This window comes from Nonomuraea ceibae (genome assembly GCF_019396325.1).
Lineage (GTDB): Bacteria > Actinomycetota > Actinomycetes > Streptosporangiales > Streptosporangiaceae > Nonomuraea > Nonomuraea ceibae.
On record NZ_JAHKRO010000127.1, the window covers coordinates 1 to 24,499 of the forward strand.

23 protein-coding genes are annotated in these 24,499 nt (G+C 71.5%); 7 read left to right on the forward strand and 16 right to left on the reverse strand.

All coding sequences use genetic code 11. The features are described 5' to 3' along the window. From KME80_RS42490 to KME80_RS42500, 3 genes are all read right to left on the reverse strand, one after another. Nucleotides 1-1,223 (reverse strand): alpha/beta hydrolase family protein (locus KME80_RS42490; RefSeq protein ID WP_219517193.1); only part of this gene is annotated, 1,223 nt, incomplete at its 3' end. Between the two features lie 124 nt (nt 1,224-1,347). Continuing rightward, nucleotides 1,348-1,935 carry an ArsR/SmtB family transcription factor gene (locus KME80_RS42495; protein ID WP_219517194.1) on the reverse strand — a complete coding sequence of 196 codons (588 nt, stop codon included), beginning with the start codon at nt 1,933-1,935 and terminating at the stop codon, nt 1,348-1,350. 250 nt (nt 1,936-2,185) lie between these two features. Then, on the reverse strand, nt 2,186-2,419 hold the full coding sequence (locus KME80_RS42500) for a hypothetical protein (RefSeq protein WP_219517195.1): 234 nt from the start codon (nt 2,417-2,419) through the stop codon (nt 2,186-2,188). A gap of 200 nt (nt 2,420-2,619) precedes the next feature. On the opposite strand from KME80_RS42500, the gene KME80_RS42505 reads away from it, so the two are divergent. Continuing rightward, the gene (locus KME80_RS42505; RefSeq protein ID WP_219517196.1) at nt 2,620-2,760 is read left to right on the forward strand and encodes a macro domain-containing protein; all 141 of its coding nucleotides are present in this window, start codon (nt 2,620-2,622) and stop codon (nt 2,758-2,760) included. A gap of 254 nt (nt 2,761-3,014) precedes the next feature. Here KME80_RS42505 and KME80_RS42510 read toward each other — a convergent pair whose 3' ends face one another. The 4 genes from KME80_RS42510 to KME80_RS42525 form a co-directional block, all read right to left on the reverse strand. After that, nucleotides 3,015-4,376: a GH1 family beta-glucosidase gene (locus KME80_RS42510; RefSeq protein WP_219517197.1), complete on the reverse strand. Its 1,362-nt coding sequence runs from the start codon at nt 4,374-4,376 to the stop codon at nt 3,015-3,017. After that, on the reverse strand, nt 4,373-5,224 hold the full coding sequence (locus tag KME80_RS42515; RefSeq protein WP_219517198.1) for a carbohydrate ABC transporter permease: 852 nt from the start codon (nt 5,222-5,224) through the stop codon (nt 4,373-4,375). Before KME80_RS42515 ends, KME80_RS42510 begins: the two co-directional genes overlap by 4 nt. A 1-nt stretch (nt 5,225) precedes the next feature. After that, complete coding sequence (locus KME80_RS42520; RefSeq protein ID WP_219517199.1) at nt 5,226-6,152, reverse strand: carbohydrate ABC transporter permease; 927 nt, start codon at nt 6,150-6,152, stop codon at nt 5,226-5,228. A gap of 78 nt (nt 6,153-6,230) precedes the next feature. After that, nucleotides 6,231-7,508, reverse strand: coding sequence for an ABC transporter substrate-binding protein (locus tag KME80_RS42525; RefSeq protein ID WP_308126158.1), 1,278 nt, complete (start codon nt 7,506-7,508; stop codon nt 6,231-6,233). Between the two features lie 248 nt (nt 7,509-7,756). Between KME80_RS42525 and KME80_RS42530 the strand changes: the two genes are divergently transcribed. Together KME80_RS42530 and KME80_RS42535 are read left to right on the forward strand one after the other, a co-directional pair. Beyond that, complete coding sequence (locus KME80_RS42530; protein WP_219517201.1) at nt 7,757-8,761, forward strand: LacI family DNA-binding transcriptional regulator; 1,005 nt, start codon at nt 7,757-7,759, stop codon at nt 8,759-8,761. Between the two features lie 95 nt (nt 8,762-8,856). Next, the gene (locus tag KME80_RS42535) at nt 8,857-9,636 is read left to right on the forward strand and encodes a hypothetical protein (protein ID WP_219517203.1); all 780 of its coding nucleotides are present in this window, start codon (nt 8,857-8,859) and stop codon (nt 9,634-9,636) included. On the opposite strand, the gene KME80_RS42540 is transcribed toward KME80_RS42535, so the two are convergent. From KME80_RS42540 to KME80_RS42550, 3 genes are all read right to left on the reverse strand, one after another. Beyond that, complete coding sequence (locus KME80_RS42540; protein WP_219517205.1) at nt 9,633-10,055, reverse strand: DUF5955 family protein; 423 nt, start codon at nt 10,053-10,055, stop codon at nt 9,633-9,635. The two genes, KME80_RS42535 and KME80_RS42540, sit on opposite strands and share 4 nt — an antisense overlap. Then, nucleotides 10,052-10,813, reverse strand: a complete 762-nt coding sequence (locus tag KME80_RS42545; protein ID WP_219517206.1) for an FHA domain-containing protein — start codon at nt 10,811-10,813, stop codon at nt 10,052-10,054. The genes KME80_RS42540 and KME80_RS42545 overlap by 4 nt, the downstream gene beginning before the upstream one ends. Before the next feature lie 147 nt (nt 10,814-10,960). Beyond that, the gene (locus tag KME80_RS42550) at nt 10,961-11,560 is read right to left on the reverse strand and encodes a TetR family transcriptional regulator (protein ID WP_219517208.1); all 600 of its coding nucleotides are present in this window, start codon (nt 11,558-11,560) and stop codon (nt 10,961-10,963) included. A 53-nt stretch (nt 11,561-11,613) separates the two neighbouring features. On the opposite strand from KME80_RS42550, the gene KME80_RS42555 reads away from it, so the two are divergent. Beyond that, the gene (locus KME80_RS42555) at nt 11,614-12,081 is read left to right on the forward strand and encodes a pyridoxamine 5'-phosphate oxidase family protein (RefSeq protein ID WP_219517209.1); all 468 of its coding nucleotides are present in this window, start codon (nt 11,614-11,616) and stop codon (nt 12,079-12,081) included. 18 nt (nt 12,082-12,099) lie between these two features. On the opposite strand, the gene KME80_RS42560 is transcribed toward KME80_RS42555, so the two are convergent. Next, nucleotides 12,100-12,861, reverse strand: coding sequence for an SDR family NAD(P)-dependent oxidoreductase (locus tag KME80_RS42560; RefSeq protein ID WP_219517210.1), 762 nt, complete (start codon nt 12,859-12,861; stop codon nt 12,100-12,102). A 104-nt stretch (nt 12,862-12,965) separates the two neighbouring features. Further along, entirely contained in the window at nt 12,966-13,829 is an 864-nt protein-coding gene (locus KME80_RS42565; protein WP_219517211.1) for an NAD(P)-dependent oxidoreductase, read from the reverse strand. A gap of 91 nt (nt 13,830-13,920) precedes the next feature. On the opposite strand from KME80_RS42565, the gene KME80_RS42570 reads away from it, so the two are divergent. After that, nucleotides 13,921-14,502 (forward strand): TetR/AcrR family transcriptional regulator, encoded by a 582-nt coding sequence (locus KME80_RS42570; protein ID WP_219517212.1) that lies wholly within the window; start codon nt 13,921-13,923, stop codon nt 14,500-14,502. 13 nt (nt 14,503-14,515) lie between these two features. On the opposite strand, the gene KME80_RS42575 is transcribed toward KME80_RS42570, so the two are convergent. The 3 genes from KME80_RS42575 to KME80_RS42585 all read right to left on the reverse strand — a co-directional run bounded on the left by KME80_RS42575 (nt 14,516) and on the right by KME80_RS42585 (nt 18,091). After that, a complete protein-coding gene (locus KME80_RS42575; protein WP_308126159.1) occupies nt 14,516-15,337 on the reverse strand; it encodes an alpha/beta fold hydrolase in 822 nt (273 codons plus the stop codon). Between the two features lie 28 nt (nt 15,338-15,365). Continuing rightward, nucleotides 15,366-16,421 (reverse strand): questin oxidase family protein, encoded by a 1,056-nt coding sequence (locus tag KME80_RS42580; RefSeq protein ID WP_219517213.1) that lies wholly within the window; start codon nt 16,419-16,421, stop codon nt 15,366-15,368. A 113-nt stretch (nt 16,422-16,534) separates the two neighbouring features. Continuing rightward, entirely contained in the window at nt 16,535-18,091 is a 1,557-nt protein-coding gene (locus KME80_RS42585; protein ID WP_219517214.1) for a carboxylesterase/lipase family protein, read from the reverse strand. Between the two features lie 167 nt (nt 18,092-18,258). Between KME80_RS42585 and KME80_RS42590 the strand changes: the two genes are divergently transcribed. Beyond that, nucleotides 18,259-20,544 carry a HelD family protein gene (locus KME80_RS42590; protein ID WP_219517215.1) on the forward strand — a complete coding sequence of 762 codons (2,286 nt, stop codon included), beginning with the start codon at nt 18,259-18,261 and terminating at the stop codon, nt 20,542-20,544. Between the two features lie 67 nt (nt 20,545-20,611). Here the strand turns inward: KME80_RS42590 and KME80_RS42595 are convergent, their stop codons facing one another. Then, entirely contained in the window at nt 20,612-21,058 is a 447-nt protein-coding gene (locus KME80_RS42595; protein ID WP_219517217.1) for a MarR family winged helix-turn-helix transcriptional regulator, read from the reverse strand. A 108-nt stretch (nt 21,059-21,166) separates the two neighbouring features. Here KME80_RS42595 and KME80_RS42600 point away from each other — a divergent pair, with 108 nt between their 5' ends. Next, entirely contained in the window at nt 21,167-24,373 is a 3,207-nt protein-coding gene (locus KME80_RS42600; RefSeq protein WP_219517219.1) for an efflux RND transporter permease subunit, read from the forward strand. Nucleotides 24,374-24,499 lie beyond the last annotated feature (126 nt).

The window sequence follows — 24,499 nt, forward strand, 5'->3', positions numbered from 1 at the left end:
CGGGTCAGGGCGAGGACGCCGACGTAGCCGAGGAAGCCCAGCGTCGTCGCCGCCAGCGCGGCGACGAACACGCGGGCGGGCCGGGCGGCCACGGGGACGCCCCGGCGCCCGCGCACCCGGCGTACGAGGGCCGCGACGGGATGGCCGAGGCAGGCGAGCGCGAAGAGCGCGAGCGCCACCGGCTGCCACCAGGGCGCCTCGTACCAGGCGAGCGGCCCGTCCACCGGCTCGCTCACCCGCGCCCGCGCCTGGGCCGCCGGGATGCTGACGCTGGACGGCGGCGCGCCACCGGCCTGAGACTCGATCCAGGCCGTCTCCAGTTCGGCGTAGCTCGCCGGCAACAGGTCGGGGCGGTCGAAACCGTCGTCACGGGTACCGTTGAGGTTGTGGCGCACGCCGTCGATGAACCGGATCGTGTGGTGCTCATTGCCGCCCCTGGCCAGCGCCGCCGCGATGATCTTCGCGCTCTCGGCGGGCACCGCCTCCCTGTCCAGGGTGCCCCACACCGCGAGGACCGGCTGGCGTATCCGCTCCCACTCCCGTACGGGATCGTGCTCCGCCTCCGCGAACAGCCCGGCGGCCACAGCGTAACGGGTGAACCGCCATGGCAGCGCCGTGACGAGCGACCCCCGCACACCCGCGTGCGCGAGCCGCTCGCCGTACGCCCACGCCTGCTGCCTGGCGGGAGTCGTGCCGACCGCCCCCGCGACGATCAGGAAGGCGACCTGCGGCGAGCGCACCGCCGCGACGGGCGCCACCCAGGCCCCCTCCGACAGACCCCAGATTCCCACCCTGTGCGGATCGACCTCGGGCCGGGCACGCAGGGTGCGCACGGCGGCGAGCGCGTCGGCCGCCAGCATCCCGTAGTCGCGCCGCACGGGGGAGTAGCCCTCGGTGCGCTTGTCGTAGATCAGGGCCACGACGCCGCGCCTGGCGTACGCCTCGGCCTCGTCCCGGAATTCGTCCCTGGTGACCGGTCCCGCGCCGTGCACCATGACGATGGCGGGGCGCCGGCCCTTGGCCTGCGGCGGGGCGACGACCGTCCCGTGCAGGGTCACGCCGCCGGCGCCGGTGAAGGTGACCTCACTGCTGCGCACGTCCCGCGTCCCGGCGTCGGCGGCAGCGCTCCCCGGCCCGGGAGGTAACCCGGGGAGCAGTACGGCGGCGAGAAGGGCGACCGTGAACGCGGTCCCGCGGCATCTTGAGTTGCGTAGGAGCAGCATGAGCTGCTCTCCTTTCTCTGGGAGTTCGCACACGTAGAGACACGCCCTTCGCGGGCGTGGTGATGCGGTTTCCGTTCCTGGGCCGCCGGGCTGGCACCCGGCGGCCCGGACTCACACGTCCCGGCTAGCCCTCGTCACGGTCCTCGTCGCCGGGCGGTTCAGGGAAGGCCAGCAGCCGCGCGAGCACGACCCGCGCGCCCTCCGGCGTCTCCTCCGGCGGGCGCTTGTAGCGGTAGATCAGCTTCACGTACGCCTCGAGGAACTCGCCCAGCTCCTCGGCCGTGAGCGTGATCGCCGAGCGGGACCAGGCGAGGGCATCGGCCCACTCTCCCATCTCCCCGCGCTGGAGCTGGAAGCGGGTCAGCTGCTCCAGCTCCTCGGCGAGGTCGAGGCGGCTGATCTCCTCCGCCACCGCGCGCATCTCGGGCGACTGCCTGCTGTATGGCGGGAGCCTGCGATCGGCCGGGACGTGCCGCCACCATCTTTCTCGCCCCCGCGACAGCTCGGGGACCTCTTCGATGAAGCCGTGCCTGGCCATCTGACGGAGGTGGTAGCTGGTCAGCCCACTGCTCTCGCCCAAGGCGCGGGCGAGTGTCGTGGAGGTGGCCGGGCCATGTCTGAGCTGCCGTTCGATGCGCTGCCGCATGGGGTGGGCCAGCAGCTTCAGCGCCTCGACGTCGGTGATCTCCTGCCGGGCGGGCGAGTCTGACATGGGGACACCATACGGTGTGCAAAGACCCTTTGCAAACAGTCTTTGTAACCTCCGGGCATGTGAGGGGTACTACTACGTGTGGGCCAGCACGCGGTTGTAGAGCCAGCGTCGGCCCGGCCGGCAGCAGTCCGCCCGCCACGTCTGCTTTCCGGGAACGCCGCGCACCACTACCGGTGGAGTCGCGCATTGAAGTGTCGCCAGTTGCCGTTCCGCAGAACCCGGTGGTGACGTTCGGAGTACGCGGCGGGCGTTACGTCCTCCAGTGAGCGGGCATCGGGTGTGGCCGGGCGGTCAGGATCGGCTCGGCCTGCTGCCTTTCATGCCTCTTGACATGGGAGGCGTCCAGGAGCAGGTGGTGCAGCACGACGTTCGTCAGGTCGCGGCGGCACCAGGAATCGTCCGCGGCCACGATGGCCTGGCAGATCGTGGAGTTCGTCGATTTGGGCAGGGCAGCCTCGGGCCGCGCACCTACGAGGGAGTCCACTCGATATGAATCTACTTTGTAAAGGGCCGCCGTGTCAGCCATGCTGAGACGACCTTGACTATCGAGAACACCGACGGGACCCCCGCGCCACCACGAAGACGATCGCCCGGTTCGCCGTTCGAAGACGGCATCCGCAGAAGGCCTTCTCCTGAAAATCGCGCGGGACACGAATGTCAGGGCGCTGGCGTACCTTCCACACCGTGATCTCTTATGTGACCGGCGACGCGACCCATCCCCACGGCCAGGGACCAAAGGTCATCAGCCACGTGTGCAACGACGTCGGCAGCCGGAAGCCGGCTACCGAGCGCGGTATCGCGGTCACGGTCTACGACCTGCCCTGACCGTGTGGCTTCACGGAGGCCCAGTCCCATGCAATCCTTTGGCGTACCAGGGCGCGATACTGTCATCCACCGGACCTACCGAGGATCACCTCCCGAGCCAGATCTGCCGCACGGGTCCTGAGACCTGACGGAACAAGCCACCGGACCTGGTGCGGCGGGGGCCGCGTCGCGCCGTACGGGCAGATGCCCTGCGAGGCGTGCTCCCGTGGGGCGGTGCTCATGCTGAGGAGGTGCCGGGCCGGTCGCCGGGGTGTTCACTCCTGGTTCCTGATGAACTCGCGCAGCCAGTGGAAGCTCGCCTTCTCCGTGCGGGCCTGGGTCTCGTAGTCGACGTGGACGAGCCCGAACCGGGCGGCGTACCCGCGGGCCCACTCGAAGTTGTCCAGCAGCGACCAGCAGAAGTAGCCGCGCACGTCCACGCCGTCGGCCATCGCGGTGCGGATGGCGGCCAGGTGGTCGCGCAGGAAGCCGACCCGGCCGGTGTCGTCGAGGGTTCCGTCGTCGCCGTAGCCGTTCTCGGTGATGAAGATCGGCGGCAGCGCCGGATAGCGCCGGGCCAGGCCGAGCAGGGTCTCGTGGAGCCCGTGCGGCTCCATCGGCCAGCCCAGCCCGCTGGTCGCCGCTCCGTCCGGGGTGACGCTGCGCACGCCCAGGTCGAAGGCGGAGCGCAGTGCGGGGTCCGCCTGCTGGTACGGGGCCGCGGCGGCGTGGATGCGGTAGTAGTAGTTGACCCCCAGGAAGTCCAGCGGGGCGCCGATGACGTCCAGGTCGCCCTCGCGGCGGAAGGAGAAGTCGCTGATCGCGCCGAAGACCTCCGCCATGCCGGAGGCGTAGGCGCCGAGCAGCAGCGGGTCGGTGAACTGCCGGTTGACCAGCAGGTCCATCTTGCGCGCTGCCTCCGCGTCGGCGGCCGAGCCGGTCGCGGGCACGGTGGGCGACATGTTGAGCGTGATGCCGACCTGCTGTCCCGGCCGCGCCCGCGCCCGTAGCCTGGCCACCGCGAGGCCGTGGCCCAGCAGCAGGTGGTGGGCGGCGGCGAGCGCGCCGTGTCCCTCGCGGGCGCCGGGTGCGTGGCGGCCTTCGGCGTAGCCGACGATGGACGAGCAGTACGGCTCGTTCAGCGTGATCCACTGTGTCACCGTGTCGCCCAGCGCCTCGTGCGCGACCTCGGCGTAGTCGGCGAAGCGCGCGGCGGTGTCGCGGGCGCGCCAGCCGCCGCGGTCCTCCAGCGCCTGGGGCAGGTCCCAGTGGTAGAGGGTGACGTACGGCTCGATGCCGCGCTCGCGCAGGGTGTCGGCGAGCTTCCGGTAGAAGTCGAGGCCGCGCTGGTTCACCCGGCCGTCGCCGTCGGGCATGATCCTGGGCCAGGCCAGCGAGAAGCGGTAGGCCCCGGCGCCGAGCCGGTCCATCAGCTCCACGTCCTGCGGCCAGCGGTGGTAGAAGTCGCAGGCGTGCTCGCCGCTGTCGCCTCCGGCCACGGCGCCGGGGACGCGGCAGAACGTGTCCCAGATGGAGGGCCCGCGCCCGTCGGCGGCCACGGCGCCCTCGATCTGGTAGGCGGCGGTGGCCGTGCCCCACACGAATCCAGGGGGAAAGGCGGTACGTTCCCGGTTCATCCCTTGATCGCTCCTGACATGATTCCCCCAATGATCTGACGGCCCAGCGCGGCGAAGACGGCCACGATCGGCACGATGGCGAGCACGGTGCCGGTGAGCACGAGCGCGTAGTCGGTGGTGTAGCCGCTGGCCAGGCTGGAGAGCGCGACCTGGACGGTCGGGTTCTCCGGGGTGAGGACGACCAGCGGCCAGAAGAAGTCGTTCCAGGCCTGCATGAAGGTGAACAGCCCGAGCACGGCGGCGGCCGGGCGGGCGGCGGGCAGCACGACGTGCCAGAACAGCCGCAGCGTGCTGCACCCGTCGATGCGCCCGGCCTCCAGCAGTTCGTCGGGGATGGCGCTGGAGAGGTACTGGGTCATGAGGAACACGCCGAACGCGGTGACCAGGCCGGGCACGATCACCGCCTCGAGCCTGCCGGTCCAGCCGAGCTCCGCCATGAGGATGTACAGCGGGATGATGCCGAGCTGCTGCGGCACGGTGGTGGTGGCGATGGCCATGACGAGCAGCACGTTGCGCCCGCGGAAGCGCAGCTTGGCGAAGGCGAAGCCGGCCAGTGTGGAGAACAGCACGACCGAGACGGTGACCGAGCTGGAGACGAGGACGGAGTTGAGCATCGCCTGCCCGAACGCGGTGGTGTCGAAGACCCGGGCGATGTTCTCGAACAGGTGGCCGCCGGGGGTGAGGACCGGCGGGACGCTGGCGATGGCGTCATTGTCGTGGGAGGCCACGACCAGCGACCAGTAGACGGGGAACAGCGAGCCGAGCAGGACGGCGATGAGCGCGGCGTACGTCCAGAACCCCGCCCCTTGGGGATGGAAGCGGCGTCGGACGGCGGTGACGGCGGCCATGTCAGCTGCTCCTGATCCTGCGCGTGATGGCAAAGTTGACGAGCGCCATGACCACGATGATCATGCAGAGGGTCCAGGCGATCGCCGAGGCGTAGCCGAACTCGTACAGGCTGAAGCCCTGCTCGTAGAGGTAGAGGCCGACGGTCTGGAACTGGCGGTCCGAGCCGCCGGTCGGGTTGCCGGTGCCGGCCTGGAACAGCAGCGGTTCGGCGATGATCTGGAAGCCGCCGATGGTGGACACGACGGCGGTGAAGATGATCGTGGGGCGGAGCATCGGCACGGTGATCCTCCGGAACTGGGTGAACTGGCTCGCGCCGTCCAGCCGGGCCGCCTCGTACAGGTCCTCGGGGATGGTCTGCATGGCGGCCAGGTAGATGAGGGCGTTGTAGCCGGTCCACCGCCAGATGACGATCAGCGAGATCGCGACGTGCGACGAGAGCGTGCCGGCCTGCCAGTCGATCGGATCCAGGCCCACCAGTTCGAGAGCCCAGTTCACCATGCCGAAGTCGCGGCCGAAGAGCTGGGCGAAGATGATCGTGACCGCGACGATCGAGGTCACGTTGGGCAGCAGCACGCCCATCCTGAACAGCGTGCGGGCGCGCAGCCTGCGGTTGAGCATGTGCGCGATGAACAGCGCGGCCAGCAGCTGGGGCACGGTGGACAACAGCCAGATGCTGACGGTGTTGAACAGCGCGTTCCAGAAGTAGTCGTCGGCCAGCAGGTCGGCGTAGTTGGCCAGGCCCACCCACTCGTGGGCCGGGTCCAGCAGGTTCCAGTCGGTGAGGGAGACGTAGGCGGTGTACAGCAGCGGGAACATGCCCACCAGGCCGAACAGCAGGAAGAACGGCGCGATGTACAGGTACGGCGAGCCCTTGACGTCGAGCTGGTAGGCCCAGCGGCGCCGGGGCCCTGATCTGACGGAGGTCATGGTCGGCTCCTCGGGGGGCGGGTGGTGACGGCGGGCCCTGACCGCCCGCCGTCACCGGCTTTCACAGGTCGGCGCGCGTCACTTGCTGATGCGCTCGACGTCCCCGAGCATCTGCGTCCACGCCTCGGCGCCGTCCTGCTTGCCTTCCTCCACGCGGTTGATCGCGTCGCGGATGGCCGTCTGGATGTCGCCGGCCCTCGGGCCCTGGTACTGCGGCTTGAGGTTGCGGGCGGCGGTGGTGAAGATCTGGCCGATCGGCGCGTCGTTGAAGAACTCGTGCTTGAGCCCCGTCACCTCGGGCTTGTCGTACGTGGCCACGGTCGAGGGCAGAATGCCGTGCTTGGCGAACACCTCGATCTGCTGTTCGGGCGCCGTCAGCCAGGCGATCAGCGCCACGGCCTCCTTCGTGTGCTTGCCCTGGGCGGGGACGGTCAGGTACGAGCCGCCCCAGTTGCCGCCGCCGCCCGGGATGGCGGCCACGTCCCACTGCCCGGCGAAGGCCTTGCCCTGGTCCTGGATCTTGGCGAGCATCCAGGCGGGGCAGGCGATGGTGGCGAACTGGCTCTTGGCGAAGCCGGTGTTCCAGGCGGGCGAGCTGCCGACGAGCTTGGCCGACTGGCCTTCGGCCACGGCCTCGAGCACCTGGTCGTAGGCGGAGCGGATGGCCGGGTTGGTGGCGACCACGACGTTGTCCTGGGTGTCGTAGTAGCCGGTCTCCATCTGGCCGACCATCGCGTTGAACACCTGGGGGCCGCCGTCGAAGAACGCGGCGCCTTCGGGCTTCTTGGCGGTGTAGCGCTTGCCGGTCTCGAAGTAGGACGTCCAGTCGGGCCAGAGCTCGGCGACCTTGTCACGGTCGGTGGGCAGCCCGGCCTTTTCGAACAGGTCGCGGCGGTAGCACATGGCCAGGCCGCCGACGTCGGTGCCGTAGCCGATCTGGGCTCCCGACTTGGCCAGCGACGCCTCCCACTTCCACGGCAGCCAGCGGTCCTTGAGCTGGTCGGCGCCGTGCTGGCGCAGGTCGGCGAAGTGCTGGGGCTGGTTCCTGAACTGGGCGATGAAGCCGGTGTCGATCGCCTCGACGTCGGCGGCGCCGCTGCGGGTGGCCAGGTGCGCCGCGAGGTTGCGGTGGTGGTCGTTGTACGCCGACGTCCTTTCGACGATCTTGATGTTGGGGTGGGCGGCCTCGTACTTGGCGTAGAGCTCCTTGAAGCCCATGTTCCCGAACAGGTTGAGCGTCAGTGTGATCTTGCCGTCGGTCGGCGTGGAGCCGGCGGAGGGGGAGCCGCCGCAACCGGCGGCGAGCATGCCGATGACCAGCGCTCCGGCGGCGAGACGGGTTCGTCCTGCAGACACCTGGGACTCCTTCGAGGGGAGAGAAAGGGTGACTGCGAGATGCGATGAAGGCCGAGCCCCGCGGCAACGGTGCGGCATCGGCCTGTTAGAGCGTCATCTCACATACTGCTGCCACCCTCTGTCAAGTCACAGAAACGTCACGTGTCGGAAATCGACGGTGATTGATTGACAGGGGCTGGACCCTCACATAGGTTTCATGCAACCGGTTACATGAAACCGGTTTCAGCGAGATGCGATAGCGTACGTCCGTGGCAACGATTCGAGAGCTGGCGCGCCTTTGCGGGGTGTCACCGGCGACTGTCTCCCGCGTGTTCAACAACCCCGAGGTGGTGAACGCCCAGACCCGCGAGCTGATCCTCAGCACCGCGGCACGCATCGGATACCTGCCCAACGAGTCGGCCCGCACCCTGGCCACCAAGAGATCCCACATGGTGGGCCTCATCTGGGACACCGACCACCGCCGCCCCGGCTGGCGGCACCCGTTCTTCCAAGAGATCCTCATCGGGCTGAAGACCGCGCTGAGCGAGCGCGGCTACCACCTGCTCATGCTCGCCACCAGCGAGGACGGCACGCCCGACAGCTTTCTCCGCGCCGTGCGCAGGCACAACCTCGACGGCGTGGTCTTCATAGACAACGGCAGAGCCGACCCCTCGCTCCAGCCGCTGGCGGAGTCGGAGGTGCCCTGCGTCTCCCTCGACCGGCCCGTACGGGGACCGTGGACCACCTACGTGACCTCCGACAACGTGGGCGGGGCCCGTGAGGCGGTCCGCCACCTGCACGCGATCGGGCGCCGGGCCATCGCCACCATCACCGGCCCGGCCGGCACCAGGCCGGGCGCCGAGCGGCTGCGCGGCTACCTGGACGAACTGGCCGCGCTCGGCCTGGCGCACCGGCCGGAACTGGTCGTCGAGGGCGACTTCTACCTGTCCGGCGGCCACACCGCGATGCGCGCCCTGCTGGAGCTGGAGGAGCGGCCCGACGCGGTGTTCGCCGCGGGCGACGAGATGGCGATCGGCGCGCTGCGGGCCGTGACCGAGGCGGGGCTGAAGGTGCCCGAGGACATCGCGCTGGTCGGGTTCGACGACATCGAGCTGGCCGCTCTGGTGCCGCCGGGGCTGACCACCGTGGCCCAGGACAAGGCGGGCTTCGGGACGGCGGCGGCCGCGGCGGTCATCACGATGATCAACGAAGGCGCCACCCCTGCCCCGCGGATCCTGCCGACCTCCCTGGTCGTCCGGGGCTCCACTGGATAGACCTCGGGCGGGCGGCCGTCATCCCTGTGGTGGGGAAGGGTCGTGAGGCCCAAGATCACCGGTAGGGTTCGCCGGGAAGCGAAGGAGCCCGTGACGTGTCACCCTCAGCCCCGTGGGCCTGGCCGGCGGCCATCGCCGCCGCGAGCTACCCCACCTGGGACACCTGGAAGAGCTGGTTCGACCGGTCCTCCCTGTACGCGGCGGCCAGTCTTTACGAGGAGAGCGACGCGAGCGATTACGACGGGGGCTTCACCGAGGGCGTCATCCGCTGCGTACGCCCGTACGACGCGATCGACCGCTCGCCGTTCCTGCCGTTGCGCGACGACCTCGCCACGCTCACCGAGCTCGCGATCGTCTGGGCCGTGCCGGTGGTGGCCGTGCTGGTCGCCCTCGTGCGGCGGCGTTCGGCGACGGCGGGACCGCGTGCCGCCGGGGTGCTGGCGCTGGTCGCGCTCGCCCGGCCGCTCTCGGCCGACTACCGGGGGGACGGCATCTGCTCCGGCTCGCTGCCGGTGTTCGGCGCGGAGTGGTTCGGGGCGTTGCCGGGCGGCTGGGGGCTCTGGGAGTTGTGCCTGCTGGTGGCGGCCCTGCTGGTGTTGCTCGCCTCCGGCTCCCCGGCGCCGCCGGTCCCGGGGCGGCGCGCGGCGGCGGCGGTCCTGGACGCCCTGGTGGTGTGGGGGCTGGTGGCCCTGGCCCCGCTCCTCACCGGGGACGACTCCCTGCGCGCCGGCCTGCTGAGCCTGCTCCGGTTCGACGACCTCCGCGACGACCCCGCCCGGCTGCTGGTGCTCGTGCTGCCGGCCGGCTACCTCCTGTGGCGGCAGGCCCGGCGGCGTAAGGGGGAGGTGGAACGCCTTGACGGGCTGAGGTCCTAGAGGCCGAGGAGGGAGAGGGCCTGGTGGCCGGCGGGGCCGAGCCAGGTGGCGATGGCGGTGATGGCCTGGATGACCGCGAGGCCCGCTCCGGCGAGCGCTCCGGCATGTTCGAGGGTGGTGGTGAACGTCTGGAGGTGGCGGCCCATGCGGCCGGGGTCGGGGGAGGGCTGGGCGGCTTCGTGCTCCAGCGCGGTCAGCTCGGTCTCGGCGGTGTGGTGTTCGGCGGGGGTGAGCCGCAGGTCGTCCAGGGCGCGGCGCAGGGTGTCGAGGTCGGCGCGGAGCGCGGTGGCGGGGTCGGTGGCGGGGCCGGTGCGCAGGTCGCGGCCGGCGATCTGCTGGTGGCCGTGGATGTTCAGGTTGCCGCTGCCGGCGTTGACCGGGCCGCGTACGTCGCCGAACCGGAAGGTTTCCCCGCTCATCGGGCGCCGCCCCTCTGCCGCCGCCGCCCTTTACGGGGCTCGGTTCTTTTGCGAGCGGCTTTCGCCATGGACAGGCCGAGGGCGGCGAGCAGTCCGCCGCCGAGGAACAGCGCGAATCCGGCGGGCGCCGACGGTATTCCGTCCACCAATTCCTGTGCGAAAGGGTCGTCGAGGAGATTTCCGGAGAATCCGCTGAAGATGACGCCGGCGAAAAGCGCGAACCCCAGGAGTGACACGCACGCGCCGAGGACGGCGATGCCGCGCCCGGGGCCGCGTCCCTGGAACACCTCGTCCCACGGGTCGTAGTCGTCGGTGACGTGGACGGTGTCGCCGTAGATGTCGCGCCCGGCGATCTGCTGCCTGCCGCCCGCGTTGAGGTGGCCGCTGCCGGCGTTGACCGGCCCGGCCACGTCGCCGAAGCGGTAGCCGTACTCCGGCTCGGGCTCTTCGGCCTGCATGAACCGCAGTGTGGCGAAGCCGATGCGGACCTGGTCGCCGTCGCGCAGCACGTGGCCGGAGGTGAGCTTGCGGCCGTTGACCCAGGTGCCGTTGAGCGAGCCGAGATCGCTGATCACGGTGCGGCGGCCGTCGTTGTCGATGGAGGCGTGGCGACGGCTGACCCCGTCGCAGTCCAGCTGGATGCCGGCGCCGTGGGCGCTGCCGATCTCGGTGTGACCGGTGAAGATTTCGAAACTCGCGCCCGCCATCGGCCGGCTGGTGACGACCAGGCATGGCTGAACAGCGTCATTGTAGGACATATGCACCCCCTTTTGCGGTCAGCGCGATAAGCTTCCAGCCCGCAAATACTGCGTCGACAGTATTCGGGAGGTAACAATAACCTACTCCCCGGCTCAACAACCCATTCGATAAATCCCCTTTTATCGGTTAATAGTGGGAAATGTCGATCAGGCTTTCCCGCCATCCGCCACGTACGGCCGCAGGGTCGCGGCCAGGTCGTCGCGCAGGGCGGCGGCCAGGGTGCCGTCGCCGGACAGCGCCCACACGATGAGCGTCCCGTTGTAGGTGACCTGCACGGCGCGCGACAGCGCCGCCACGTCGGTGCCGGCGGCGAGCTCGCCCGCGGCGACGGCGTCGGCGAGCAGGGCGGCGATCTCCTGCCGCATCCGCCGGGCGTGCTCGGCGGCGTGCTCGCGGAAGCCGGGGTCGGTCAGGTCGAGCTGCAGGAAGCCGATGCTGCGGGCGAGCTCGTGGGGCGTGGCGACGCCGGAGGCGAGCGCCTCCAGGGCGGCGTGCAGGGCGGCCAGCGGCGCCGGGTGCTCGTCCCTGGCCCGCTCGAAGGGGGCGGCGACGGTGCGGGCGGAGTGGGCGGCGACGGCGAGCAGCAGCCCGCGTTTGGAGCCGAACCGCTGCACGAGCGTGGCCGCCGCCAGCCCGGCCTCGCGGGCGGCCGCGGCCAGCGTGAAGCTCTGCGCCCCGTACCGGCCGATGGCCTGGGCGGCCGCCTCGAGGATCGCCTCGTCGCTGGTCGTGCGGGGTCTGGCCATGCCGCTCCTTCGTCCGGTTTGTAAATGAGCATACATTTACTAATGTGGTGCGCATGACTTCATGGACCGATGTCGAAGCCGCGGCTCCCGAGCTGGCCGCGAAGGTGCGGCGGCTGCTGGAGGCCCAGCAGCACAAGGTGCTGGCCACCCTGCGCGCGGACGGGTCGCCCCGGGTGAGCGGCACCGAGACGCAGTTCCGCGACGGCGAGCTGTGGATGGGGTCGATGCCCGGCGCGGTCAAGGCGCTCGACCTGCGCCGCGACCCGCGCATGGCGCTGCACGTCGCCACGCCGCCCGAGCCGCCGGGCGGCGGCGTCTGGGAGGGCGACGCGAAGCTCGCCGGGCGGGCCCAGGAGATCACCGACGAGGCGACGCTGGCGGCGTTCGAGCTGCCGGGCACCGGCTCGCACCTGTTCAGGATCGAGGTGACGGAGATGGCGCTGACTCGGGTGGAGGGCGACGAGCTGGTCATCGACATGTGGCACCTGGGCAGGGGCGTCCGTCAGGTCCGGCGTAAGTGATCTACTTTGTGAAGGCGGTCAATGGACGGAGAACCCGCCGTCCACGTACAGCATCTGCCCGGTGACGAACGCCGAGGCGGCGCCGGCGAGGAACACGGCGGCGCCGGCGAAGTCGGCGGGCACGCCGTTGCGGCGGGTCATGTGGCGGGCGGCGAGCTGTTCGACGCGGCCGGGGACGGCCTGGGCCGGCTCGGTGAGCGGGGTGAGCACGAAGCCGGGGATGATCGTGTTGACGCACACGCCGCGCGGCGACCACGCCTCGGCCTGGGAGCGGGTCAGGCCGCCGATGGCGGCCTTGGCGGCGCCGTAGACGCCGCTGTCGCCGAACGCGCTGACGGTCTGCTGGGAGCCGATGTTGATGATGCGGCCCCAGCCGCGTTCGGCCATGCGGGGGCCGTAGTGCTGGCCGAGCAGGTACGGGGCGGTCAGGTTGACGGCGATCGTCTGGTCGTAGTCGTCCTCGGTGAGCTCGGCCATGGGCTTGCGGATGTTGTTGGCGGCGTCGTTGACGAGGATGTCGATCTGCCCGGCCTGCTCGCACACGCGGCGGACGGCGGCGCGCTCGCCCAGGTCGGCGCTGATGGCGGTGGCGCGGACGCCGTGGCCGGCGAGCCGGTCGAGGGCCTTGTCCAGTTCGGGCTGCCTGCGGGCGACGATGACGAGCTCGGCGCCGGCCCGGCCGAGGGCTTCGGCGATCTCGTAGCCGATGCCGGAGCTGCCGCCGGTGACCAGGGCCCGGCGGCCGTCGAGGGAGAACAGCGCGCGCAAGTAGTCGGACATGGCCGAAGAAGCTAGCACGGCGCCCGCGCCGGACCGCCGGGCGGGGCGGGCGAGCGCTGTGAATCTACTTTGTAAAGACGCCCGGTTGGAGCGGCAGACCGCGATCAACCCTTCTGAACGACCTCGACAAGGCTGGTGAGGCTGTCCTGGTCGCGGCCGGCGGCGACGCCGCGACGGAAGAGGTCCAGGGTGGCCGCGGGGAGCGAGGCGTCGACGCCGGACTCCTCGGCGGTGCGCACCACGTGTTCGAGGCTGGCCACGGCCATGGAGAGCGTCTCCATGTCGCCCGCGTGGTTGCCGGCGTCGATGCGGGGCGCGTAGAACTCCAGGAAGTAGCGGAAGTCGGCGGTCTTGAGGGCGTGCGGCAGGAAGTCCTGCGCCGAGATGCCGTTGGCCTGCGCCAGCGCCTGTCCGTGCAGGTAGCCGGTCAGGCCGATCCAGAACATGTCGATGCCGATCTGGTAGTACAGGGCGGCCAGTCCGGGGTCCTCGCCGAGGTGGTCGATGCCGGTGAGCGTCTCAAGGGCGGCCCGGTGGGTCTCGATCGCCTCCGCGGGGCCGCTGTAGTAGGTCATGGCGCCGGGGGTGCCGATGCCGGGCGGGGGCACCTGGACGCCACCGGTGAGCTGGACGGCGCCGTGGCGGGCGAGCCAGGCGGCCGCCTCGCGGGCGCGGGCGGGGGTGTCGGAGGTGAGGTTGGCGACGGTACGGCCGGCCAGGGCGGCGGGGGCCTGTTCGAGGATGGCGTACACGGCGGTGTAGTCGGTCAGGCTGAGCACGACGAGGTCGCTGGCCCGCAGCGCGTCCTCGGCGGTGGGGGCGAGGCGGGCGCCGCGGGCGACGAGGGCGTCGGCCTTGGCGGGGGTGCGGTTCCAGACGGTGAGGCCGTAGCCCCGGTCGAGGTAGGTGGTGGCCATGGCGTGGCCCATGGGGCCCAGGCCGATCACGGTCACGGACGTGGTGGTCATGAAGGACTCCTCCGGCTAAAACGAACGTTCTATTCAACGTGGAGGACCCTAGCACGACTAAAACGAACGTTCTACTCAGTACGATGGCGGCATGACGACGACGCACGAGCTCGGCACCCGGGAGCGGATCGTCCGGGCCACCTCCCGGCTGATGCAGCGGCGGGGCTACGAGGCGACCGGGCTGAAGCAGATCTCCCAGGAGGCGCGGGCCACGCTCGGCTCCGTCTACCACTTCTTCCCCGGCGGCAAGGCGGAGCTGGCGGTCGCGGCGGTGCGCCACAGCGACGAGGAGTTCGCCGCCTTCCTGCGTGAGGTCCTGGACGAGGCGGACGACCCGGCGCAGGCGATGATCGTGTGCGCCGAACGCCTCGCGCAGGGGCTCAGCGACTCCGGCTGGCTGGACGGGTGCCCGATCACCACGACCGCGCTGGAAAGCTCCGGGCGGGCGCCCGACATCCAGCGCGCCGCCGACGAGGCGTTCGCCCACTGGCGTGCCGTGGTGGCGGCCAGGCTGCGCCGGTCGGGGTTCGCCGGCGACGTGGCGGCCGACCTCGCGCACACGGTGGTCAACACGCTGGAGGGCGCCGAGATGTCCGCGCAGGTGTCGCAGAGCCGGACGCCGCTGCTCGTGGCGGGCAGGCACCTGGCCCGGCTGATCGACTCCTACCGCTGAGGCGCCCTCCCGGTCAGTAGGCGGGCAGCCAGGTGGTGAGCGCCGTCATCAGCAGGTCGGGGGCCACGTCGTGGTCCTGGCCGGGCAGCTCGCGCAGCGTGGCGTCGGGCAGCACGGCGGCCAGCGCCGTGGCGGCCCCGGCGAGCCAGGGCTCGCTCGCGCCGCCGTACATGACGAGGGCGGGGACGCCGACGCCGGCGAAGCGGTCCAGGGCGGCCGGGTCGCCGCTCTGGGTGTCGCCCATGACGGCGGCGTCGTGGGCGAGTGAGGGCGCGAGCCGTTCCATGCCCGCCCAGAACGGTTCGGCGCGCATCGGGGCGACGGCCTCGGCGGGGAACCCGGCGGCCTCGGCGAAGAACTGGGCGAGCGCGTCGCCGGGGCGGCCTTCGGCCAGGGCCCGCTGGAGGCGTTCGCGGTAGCCGGGGCCGAGCGGCGGGCGCGCGCCGTTGACGACGAACGGCGGCTCCCACAGGGCGAGCGCGGTGATCGGCAGCCCGGCGCGTACGGCTTCCAGGGCCAGGACGGCGCCGGAGGACAGGCCGAGCACGGCGGCCTTGCCCCCGGCCAGGTCGATGAGGGCGGCGACGTCGGCGATCTCGGCCGCGATGGCGTCGGCGGCGGGCAGGGCGGGGCCGGCGGGGCCGCTGGCGCCGCGCCCGCGCCGGTCGTAGGTGATGACGGTGTGCCGGTCGGTCAGGGAGCGGGCGAGGATGCCCTCGGTGGGGTGGGAGTCGCGGTGCGCGAGGGCGCCGTTGACGACGACCAGGGCGGGGCCGGAGCCGATCATCGTGCAGGCGATGAGGGTGCCGTCGGCGGAGGTGACGGTGTCGTTCACGGGGGGTCTGTCCTCTCGGCGGGGCGCTTCAGCGGGGTGGTTCGATGAGGGCGCCGGCGCGCAGGCAGGCGGCGAGGGCGCGGGGGTCTCCGGTGCGGGTGTAGACCTCGGCCGCGGTGTCGGTGAACTTGATGACGTGCTCGTCGGCGTGCGCGACGGCCCGCTCCACCACGTCGGCGGCCCCGTCGGAGTCGGTGGGTGCGCCGGGCAGCGTCTCGGCCGGGGCTGGGCGCGCGGGGGCGTAGGCGGAGAAGATCGCGGCGGTGGTGGTCCAGATCGCGGTCAGGCTGGGCTCCCACAGCTGGTGCGGGAGCGCGGGCAGCGCGTGCAGGACGGCGTTGGGGGCGGTGGCGGTGTGGACGAGCAGGACGGGCGCGCCGTGGCCGTGGGTGAGGTAGCGCAGGGTGGCCGCGGTGACGAGGTCGGCCAGGCGGGCGCGTACGTCGTCGGGGGTGGCGGCGGGGCGCAGCGCGGTGACCGTGGTGTCCCAGCCGGGCAGGCGGGGAAGCTGGCCGAGCCGGTCGGCGACGTAGCCGCTCTGGTCGGGGATGCGGGGCAGGGCGTCCAGGGCGGCGTGCGGGTCGAGCGTCCCGGAGGGGCGGCCGGCGGCGGGCACGGGCTGGGAGCGGGCGGCCCAGAAGGCCAGGCCGTGGGCGAGTTCGCCGAGCGGGGCGGGGCCTTCGGCGCCGGCCAGGAGCGCGCGGGTGGCGTGGCCGACCCTGATGACGCCGTGGGTGGTGCCGGCCAGGACGCCGGGCAGCAGGCGGGCCCACCAGGTGGCGAGCACGTCGCGCCAGGGCTGTTCGGCCAGCAGGCGGGTGAAGTACGCGGTCCAGTCGCCGACGCGCCGCCCGTCGCCGAGCGCTTCGGCCCAGGTGGCGTCGTCGATGTCGGCGGTGCGGCCGGGCAGGTCGTCGAGCCGGTCGAGGTAGCCGGTCATCCAGCGGTCCACGCGGTCGGCGTGGCCTCGGCGCACGAGCACTTCGACGGCCATCGGGCCGTGGTTGGTGAGCTGGTTCTCGCCCCATTCGGGGCCGGTGCGGTGGAATCGTGCGTAGGCCTCGTTCAGTACGTCGCTGGCCACGGTGATCTCCTTCGTCCTCGTCCGGGTTCGTGGAGATCAGTATGTGCCGGGGTGGTGGTGCGGGGCATGCGTGGTGGCCACGGATTCACCACGCATGCCCACTGATCGGCCACCTACGGGCGATGTGCCAGGCGGTCCCAGAAGGCCAGGTTGTGGAGGGCGTCCTGGTCGTAGGCGCCGACGCCGCCGGGGCCCGGGGCCAGGCGGTGGACGTGCCCGGTGCGTACGGGGCTCCAGCGCGGCAGGCCGGGAGCGTTGGGGTCGCCGGTCGCGGCGAAGCGCAACCAGTACGTGATCATCGTGTCGCCGAGCTCGCGCTGCTCGCGGGTGAGCGGGGCCCCGGGGAACAGGAACGACAGTTCCGATCCGTGCGAGGCGAGCGGCTCGACGCCGCCGGGAAGGGGGAAGATCGGCGGCGCGGTGCGGTCGGCGAAGGCGTAGGAGTAGACCGGGGTGCGCTCGCTGAGCAGCCGGTCGCTGGCCCGGCCGGCCCAGGCCCAGTCGAGATCGCTCATGATCGCCGCCACGGCCTGCGCGGGCCGCCCGCGGGACGGGTACTCGGCCGCGATCGCCGCGGCGTCGTCGCCGAAGATGTCCCGCAGGCCCTGCTGGTATTCCTGCTCGGTGAGACCGGGGAAGATCAGCGAGGTGAACAGCGTCCCCTCGTCACGGGTGATGCCGGTGAGGATCGGCACGCGGTGGAAGCGGCCCTGCGCGAACACGGTGGCGGGATCGGCGGGCAGCACGGCGTTGCCGTAGCCGGGGAGGGGGAGCGGCTGCTGCGCGAGGAGCTGTGAGACGGGCTTGCGGCGCAGGCAGGCGACGGCTGTCTTCGGGTCGGTGCAGCCGAGCGCGGTGGCGATGGTGGCGCCGTGCGCCTCGTGGGCGGTCTTGGGCACCCACATGGGGAGGTCCATGACCGGCCTCAGGCGGCTGCCGGTGAAGGCGGTCTGGGAGCAGAACGTGCTCTGGGTGATCGCCCGGTGGAAGAGGCCGGCGGCGGTGGGCGACGCCAGGTGGGCGCAGACCGAGTGCGCTCCGGCGGACTCCCCGAACAGCGTGACGTTGCGCGGGTCGCCGCCGAAGGCCGCGGCGTTGCGCTGGACCCAGCGTAGGGCGGCCTGCTGGTCCTCCAGCCCGTAGGCCCCGCCGCCCGCCAGCCCGGGATGACCGAAGAAGCCGAACACGCCCAGCCGGTAGTTGACGGTGACCACCACGACGTCGCCGCGCGTGGCCAGGCGGGTGGCGTCGTAGTCGCTGCCGGCTCCCTTGGTCAGGCTGCCGCCGTGCAGCCAGACCATGACGGGCCTGAGGTGGCGCGCGGTGGCCGGGCGCGGGGCGGTCACGTCGAGGTACAGGCAGTCCTCGCTGTCGCTGGCCGGCAGCCCCCACAGGTCCGTGGACTGGGCGCATCTGTCACTGGAGCGTGTCGCGTCGCGGACCCCACGCCAGGCGGGCGCCGGCTGGGGCGACCGCCAGCGCAGGTCGCCGACGGGGGGAGCGGCGTAGGGGATGCCCCGGAAGGTCCGGTGGTCGCGGGCGGTCTCGCCTCGCACCAGGCCCGTGTCGGTCCGGACGACGTCCCGTGGGGCCGCGTCCGCCTGCGCGGCGCCCGCCATGACGAAGGCCAAGCTCAGCACCGCTGCGCCGAGAGTACGTTTCAAGGTCATGCCGCGAGCCTAGGGATGGCGGCTCGGCGGGGTAATGGCGGTGAATCCCGGCCCGGGGTGCACCTGGATACACCGTCGGGCTTGCCGCGGACGCGCGGGAACGGGTAGGCTCGACTGCTCGGAACGGCGACAGCCCACAAAGCCTCCTGTTAGGAGTGTATCACAGAATGGCGAATCGTCAAGATGCTCTTGCGGAAGCCCTTGACACCGAGCAGGGTGTCGTCTCGGCGCTCTACGCCAGGCTGGACGAGGCCCGCCGGCGGACGGCGGAGCTGCTGCGCGACGTGTACGGGCGTGACGCGGGCGGGTCGCGGCAGGCCAGGGTGGAGCGCGAGGCGCTGGCGGCCGAGCAGGCGCGCCGGCTGGCGCAGCTCAACGCGGTCGAGCGCGGCCTGTGTTTCGGCCGGGTCGACGACCGGGCGGGGCGCACGACGTACGTGGGGCGGATCGGGCTGCGCGACGAGGAGCACGAGTCGGTGCTGATCGACTGGCGGGCGCCCGCGGCCCGCGCGTTCTACCTGGCGACGGCGACCGATCCGGGCGGGCTGGTGCGCCGCCGCCATCTGCACACGCGGGACCGTACCGTCGTGGGGCTGGACGACGAGGTGTTCGACCTGGAGGGGATGAGCGACGGCGACCGGCGGGCGCTGGTGGGCGAGGCGGCGCTGCTAGCGGCGCTGCGCCGGGGCCGGACGGGCCGGATGGGCGACGTGGTGGCGACGATCCAGACCGAGCAGGACCGGGTGATCCGCTCGTCGCTGCAGGGCGCGCTGGTGGTGCAGGGCGGGCCGGGCACGGGCAAGACGGTGGCGGCGCTGCACCGGGCCGCCTACCTGCTCTACACCCACCGCGACACGCTGGAGCGGCGCGGCGTGCTGGTGGTGGGGCCGAACGCGATGTTCCTGCGCTACATCAGTCAGGTGCTGCCGGCGCTGGGCGAGACGCAGGTGGTGATGGCGACGCTCGGCGAGCTGTTCCCGGGCGTGCGGGCGACGGCCGCCGACGCGCCGCGCGCGGCGGCGGTCAAGGGTGACGCGCGGATGGCGGAGCTGGTCGCGGCGGCGGTCCGCGACCGGCAGCGGGTGCCGGACGGCGACCTGGAGGTGGTGGCCGACGGGCTGACGCTGCGGGTGCCGGGCGAGGTGTGCCGGCGGCTGCGCGTGCGGGCGCGGGCGGTGCGGCTGCCGCACAACATGGCGCGCAAGCTGTACGTGACCGAGCTGCTGAAGGAGCTGGCCCTGGCCGAGGCGCGGGCGCTGGAGGCGGGGCTGCGGCTGGCGGAGATGGAGCTGGAGGATCCGGAGCTGCACGAGCCGCTGGACCTGGAGCGTGACCTGGACGAGGTGGACGTGGCGCTGGCCTCGCGGCGGCTGTGGGCCGAACCGGCGGTGCGGCGGGCGGTCGACGCGCTGTGGCCGGAGCTGGCGCCGCAGCGGCTGGTCGCGGAGCTGCTGTCCTCGCCGGGGACGTTGCGGGCGCTGGCGCCGGCGGGGCTGGACTGGCGGGCGCTGGTGCGCCCGCGTGAGTCGGGGTGGACGGTGGGTGACGTGCCGCTGCTGGACGAGGCGGCCGAGCTGCTGGGGCGTGACGACTCGGCCGAGCGGGTGGCGGGCCGGGCGGCGCTGGAGGAGCGGCGTGAGCAGGAGCTGTACGCCTACGAGGTGCTGGCGACGACGGGCCTGCTGGACGAGGGCGTGTTCAACGAGGCGGCGATGCTGGCCGACCGGCATGACGGCGGCGGTGACGATCTGACGACGGCGGACCGGGCGGCGGCCGACCGGACGTGGGCGTACGGGCACGTGATCGTCGACGAGGCGCAGGAGCTGTCGGCGATGGCGTGGCGGATGGTGATGCGGCGGGTTCCGGCCAGGTCGCTGACGGTGGTGGGCGACATCGCGCAGACGGGGTCGGCGGCGGGCGCGCGTTCGTGGGGTGACGTGCTGGATCCTCATCTGGCGGGCCGGTGGCGGGTGGAGCGGCTGGAGGTGAACTACCGGACGCCGGCGCAGATCATGCGGGTGGCGGCGCGGGTGCTGCGGGCGATCGATCCGGGGCTGCGGCCGCCGGAGTCGGTGCGCGAGGGTGACGCGCCGCCGCGGGCGGTGCGGTGCGGCCTGGCGGGGGTGCCGGCGCTGGCGGCCGAGGAGCTGGCGGCGATCGGCGAGGGCCGGGTGGGCGTGCTCGTGCCCGACGCGCTGCGGGAGCGGGCCGGGGAGCTGTTCCCGGGCGGCGACCTGGACGCGCCGGTGGTGGCGCTGACGGTGACGCAGGCCAAGGGACTGGAGTTCGACGCGGTCGTGGTGGTGGATCCGGCGGGCATGGCGGGGCAGTCGCCGATGGGGTTGCGGGACCTGTATGTGGCGCTGACGCGGGCGACGCGGCGGCTCACGGTGGCCTACGAGGGTGATCTGCCGGAGGTGCTGTCCGGCCTGACCGAGAAATCTACATTGTAAAGGACGTGGGCTGGGGCGATTCCAGGGAATCGCCCCAGCAGAACAACCGATCGACGACGGGGGAGTCTCACTCCTTGTAGAGCTTCTCGGCGACCTCGCGCAGGCGGGTGGTGACGTGGTCGAGGCAGCGCAGCGTCTCGGTGTCGAGGTGCTCCATGATGCGCCGGTACTGCCGCAGCCCGACGTTGTTGATCTCCTCGACGAGCTTGGCGCCGGCCTCGGTGAGTTCGACGCGGCGTACGCGGCGGTCGTGGGGGTCCTCGTGGCGGCTGACGAGGCCGTGGGCGACGAGGCGGTCGACGAGGCCGGTGACGGTGGCGAGGGCGACGCCGAGGTGGTGGGCGAGGTCCTGGCCGGTGGCGGAGCCGTTGACGGCGACCAGCATGATCACCTTGAGCTGGCGCATGGTGAGGTTGGAGGTGAACAGGGGGGATTTGTGCTGGGCGAAGACTCGGCCGAGGCCGCGCTGGGTGTCGGAGATCCGCTGGATCAGGTCTTCGCGTTCGTCGTTCACATACACCTCTCGGTTCCTGAGAAGGTTATCAGGAAAGTCATGTAGGGCTAAATATTCGTATCAGGCGAAGTGTTAGTCTCGGGGCGAACTCTTGAAGGGGACACCTCCATGACCGCACTCGCCCGGTTGAGCCTTGCCAACCGCAGCCTTGTGATATTGATCGCGGTCGTGCTCAGCGCCTTCGGCGCGTTCACGATCCCGCAGCTGAAGCAGCAGTTGCTGCCGTCCTTGTCCTTTCCCGGCGCGTTCGTGGTGGCGCCGTATCCGGGTGCTTCTCCGGAGATCGTGGAGGAGCAGGTCACCGAGCCGCTGGAGGATGCGTTCCAGGGGCTGGCCGGGATGGAGTCGATGACGTCGACGTCGAAGGAGGGCCTGGCGCAGATCCAGGTGGCTTTCGCGTTCGGGACGGACATCGAGCAGTCGGTGAGCAAGATGCAGCAGGCGGTGAGCCGGGTGCAGAGCCGGCTGCCGGCTGATGTGGAGCCGCAGGTGGTGGCGGGTAACACCGATGACCTGCCGGTGCTGGTGCTGGCGGTGGGTGACGGCGGGGATCCGCGGGCGATGGCGGACAAGCTGCGTCAGGTGATGGTGCCGGAGCTGCAGGCGGTCGAGGGTGTGCGGGAGGCCGAGGTCACGGGTACGCGTGACGAGGTCGTGACGATCACGCCGGATGTGAAGAAGATGGCGCTGGCCGGGGTGTCGGCGGCGCAGATCCCCGAGGTGCTGCGGGCGAACGGGACGCCGATCCCGGCGGGCACGCTGGTCGATGACGGCAAGTCGCTGACGGTGCAGGTGGGGTCGCGGGTAGATTCGCTGGCGGAGCTGAAGGGGTTGTATCTGACGCCGGCTCAGCCGCAGGCGCAGCAGCCTGCCGCCCGGCAGCAGGTCCCGCAGCAGGCCCAGCAGCAGGCACGGCAGGGTCAGCTGCAGGCGGTGGCGCAGCCCCGGCCGTTGAAGCCGGTGCGGCTGGGTGATGTGGCGACGGTGGAGCGCGGCCTGGCCGACGCGACGACGATCACGCGTACGGACGGCAAGACGAGCCTGGGCGTGTCGGTGACGATGACGCCGGACGGCAACGCGGTGGCGATCTCGCACGAGGTGCGGGAGAAGCTGCCGGAGCTGACACGGGCGCTGGGTGACAGTTCGGACACCGCGGTGGAGGTGGTGTTCGATCAGGCTCCGTACGTGGAGGAGTCGATCGAGAACCTGACGACCGAGGGCGTGCTGGGCCTGGTGTTCGCGGTGCTGGTCATCCTGGTGTTCCTGTTGTCGGTGCGTTCGACGCTGGTGACGGCGGTGTCGATCCCGCTGTCGGTGGTGATCGCGCTGCTGGTGCTGTGGGCGGGTGATTACTCGCTGAACATGCTGACGCTGGGCGCGTTGACGATCGCGGTGGGCCGGGTGGTCGATGACTCGATCGTGGTGCTGGAGAACATCAAGCGTCATCTGGGTTATGGGGAGGCGAAGCTGTCGGCGATCCTCGCGGGTGTGCGCGAGGTGGCGGGGGCGGTGACGGCCTCGACGTTGACGACGGTGGCGGTGTTCGTGCCGATCGCGGTCGTGGGCGGCATGGTGGGTGAGTTGTTCAGCCCGTTCGCGATCACGGTGTCGGTGGCGTTGCTGGCGTCGCTGGTGGTGTCGCTGACGGTGGTGCCGGTGCTGGCGTTCTGGTTCCTGAAGGCGCCGTCGCTGTCTTCTGAGGAGGCGCGTAAGCAGCGTGAGGTGGCCGAGGCCAAGGAGCGGCGCAGCCTGTTGCAGCGGGCGTATCTGCCGGTGTTGCGGTTCGCGACGCGGTTCAAGCTGGTGACGGTGCTGATCGGTGTGGCGGTGTTCGTCGGCACGATGGGGCTGGCGGGTGGTCTGCAGACGAACTTCCTGGATTCGTCGGGGCAGAATTCGGTGTCGTTGAGCCAGCGCATGCCGGTGGGCACGGATCTCAGGACGACGGACGAGGCCGCGGCGAAGGTGGAGGACGTGCTCTCCGGTCTGGAGGGTGTGGAGTCGTACCAGGTGACCGTGGGTGGCGGCAACGCGATGATGGGCGGGGCCGGAGGTGGCGCGGATCGGGCGTCGTACTCGGTGACGCTGGCCGAGGGCGTGGACACGCCGGCGGTGGAGCAGGCGTTGCGTGAGCGGCTGGCGTCGGTGTCGGGGATCGGTGAGGTGACGGTCGGCGCCGCGGGTGCGGGGGGTTTCTCCTCCGACGGGGTCGAGGTGATCGTGCGGGCGCCGGACGAGCAGGCGTTGCGGTCGGCGGCGGACGCGGTGGCGTCGGCGATGGGTGAGGTCGCGGGTCTGCGTGATGTGTCGTCGAACCTGGAGTCGTCGGCGCCTCGGATCGAGGTGCGGGTGGACCGTGAGGAGGCGGCCGAGCGTGGTCTGTCGGAGGCGGCGGTGGGCCAGGCGGTGGCGCAGGCGTTCCGGGGCGCGCCGCTGGGTCAGCTGACGCTGGACGGACGGGCGAGTGATCTGGTGCTGCGGGGCGGTGACGCGCCGGAGGACGTGAAGGCGGTGGAGGATCTGCGGTTGCCGACGGCGGCGGGTCTGGTGAAGCTGTCGTCGGTGGCCGAGGTGGAGCGGGTCGCGGGTCCGACGCAGGTGACGCGGATCGACGGTGAGCGGTCGGCGACGGTGTCGGCGAAGGCGACGGCTGCTGATCTGGGCAGTGTGACGCAGGCGTTGACGGAGAAGCTGGACGGTCTGGGGTTGTCGGCGGGTGCGTCGTACGAGATCGGGGGCGCGTCGGCGGATCAGCAGGAGGCGTTCGCGGATCTGGGGCTGGCGATGCTGGCGGCGATCGCGATCGTGTTCATGATCATGGTGGCGACGTTCCGGAGTTTCGTGCAGCCGTTGATCCTGCTGGTGTCGGTGCCGTTCGCGGCGACGGGCGCGGTGGGGTTGCTGGTGGCGACGGACACGGCGATGGGTGTGCCGGCGTTGATCGGCATGTTGATGCTGATCGGCATCGTGGTGACGAACGCGATCGTGCTCATCGACCTGATCAATCAGTATCGGGATCAGGGGATGGGTGTGGTGGAGGCGGTCGTCGAGGGTGGCCGGCAGCGGTTGCGGCCGATCTTGATGACGGCGGTGGCGACGATCTGCGCGTTGACGCCGATGGCGTTGGGTGTGACGGGGTCGGGCGGGTTCATCTCGCAGCCGCTGGCGATCGTGGTGATCGGCGGGCTGGTGACGTCGACGTTGCTGACGCTGGTGCTGGTGCCGACGCTGTACACGATGGTGGAGCGGGCCAAGGAGCGGTTGCGGCGTTCGCCGCAGGAGCCTAAGGCGGGCAAGGTGCTGGAGCCGGCCTGACCTGCTGGCCTGGGCCGGTGGTGTGTGGCGGGCGTCTTCCCTGGGGTGGGGAGGCGCCCGCCGGCGTTGGGCGGGGGGTGGGGTGCGGGGCGGGGGGTGGTGAATACACTTGTCCAACGTGACTTC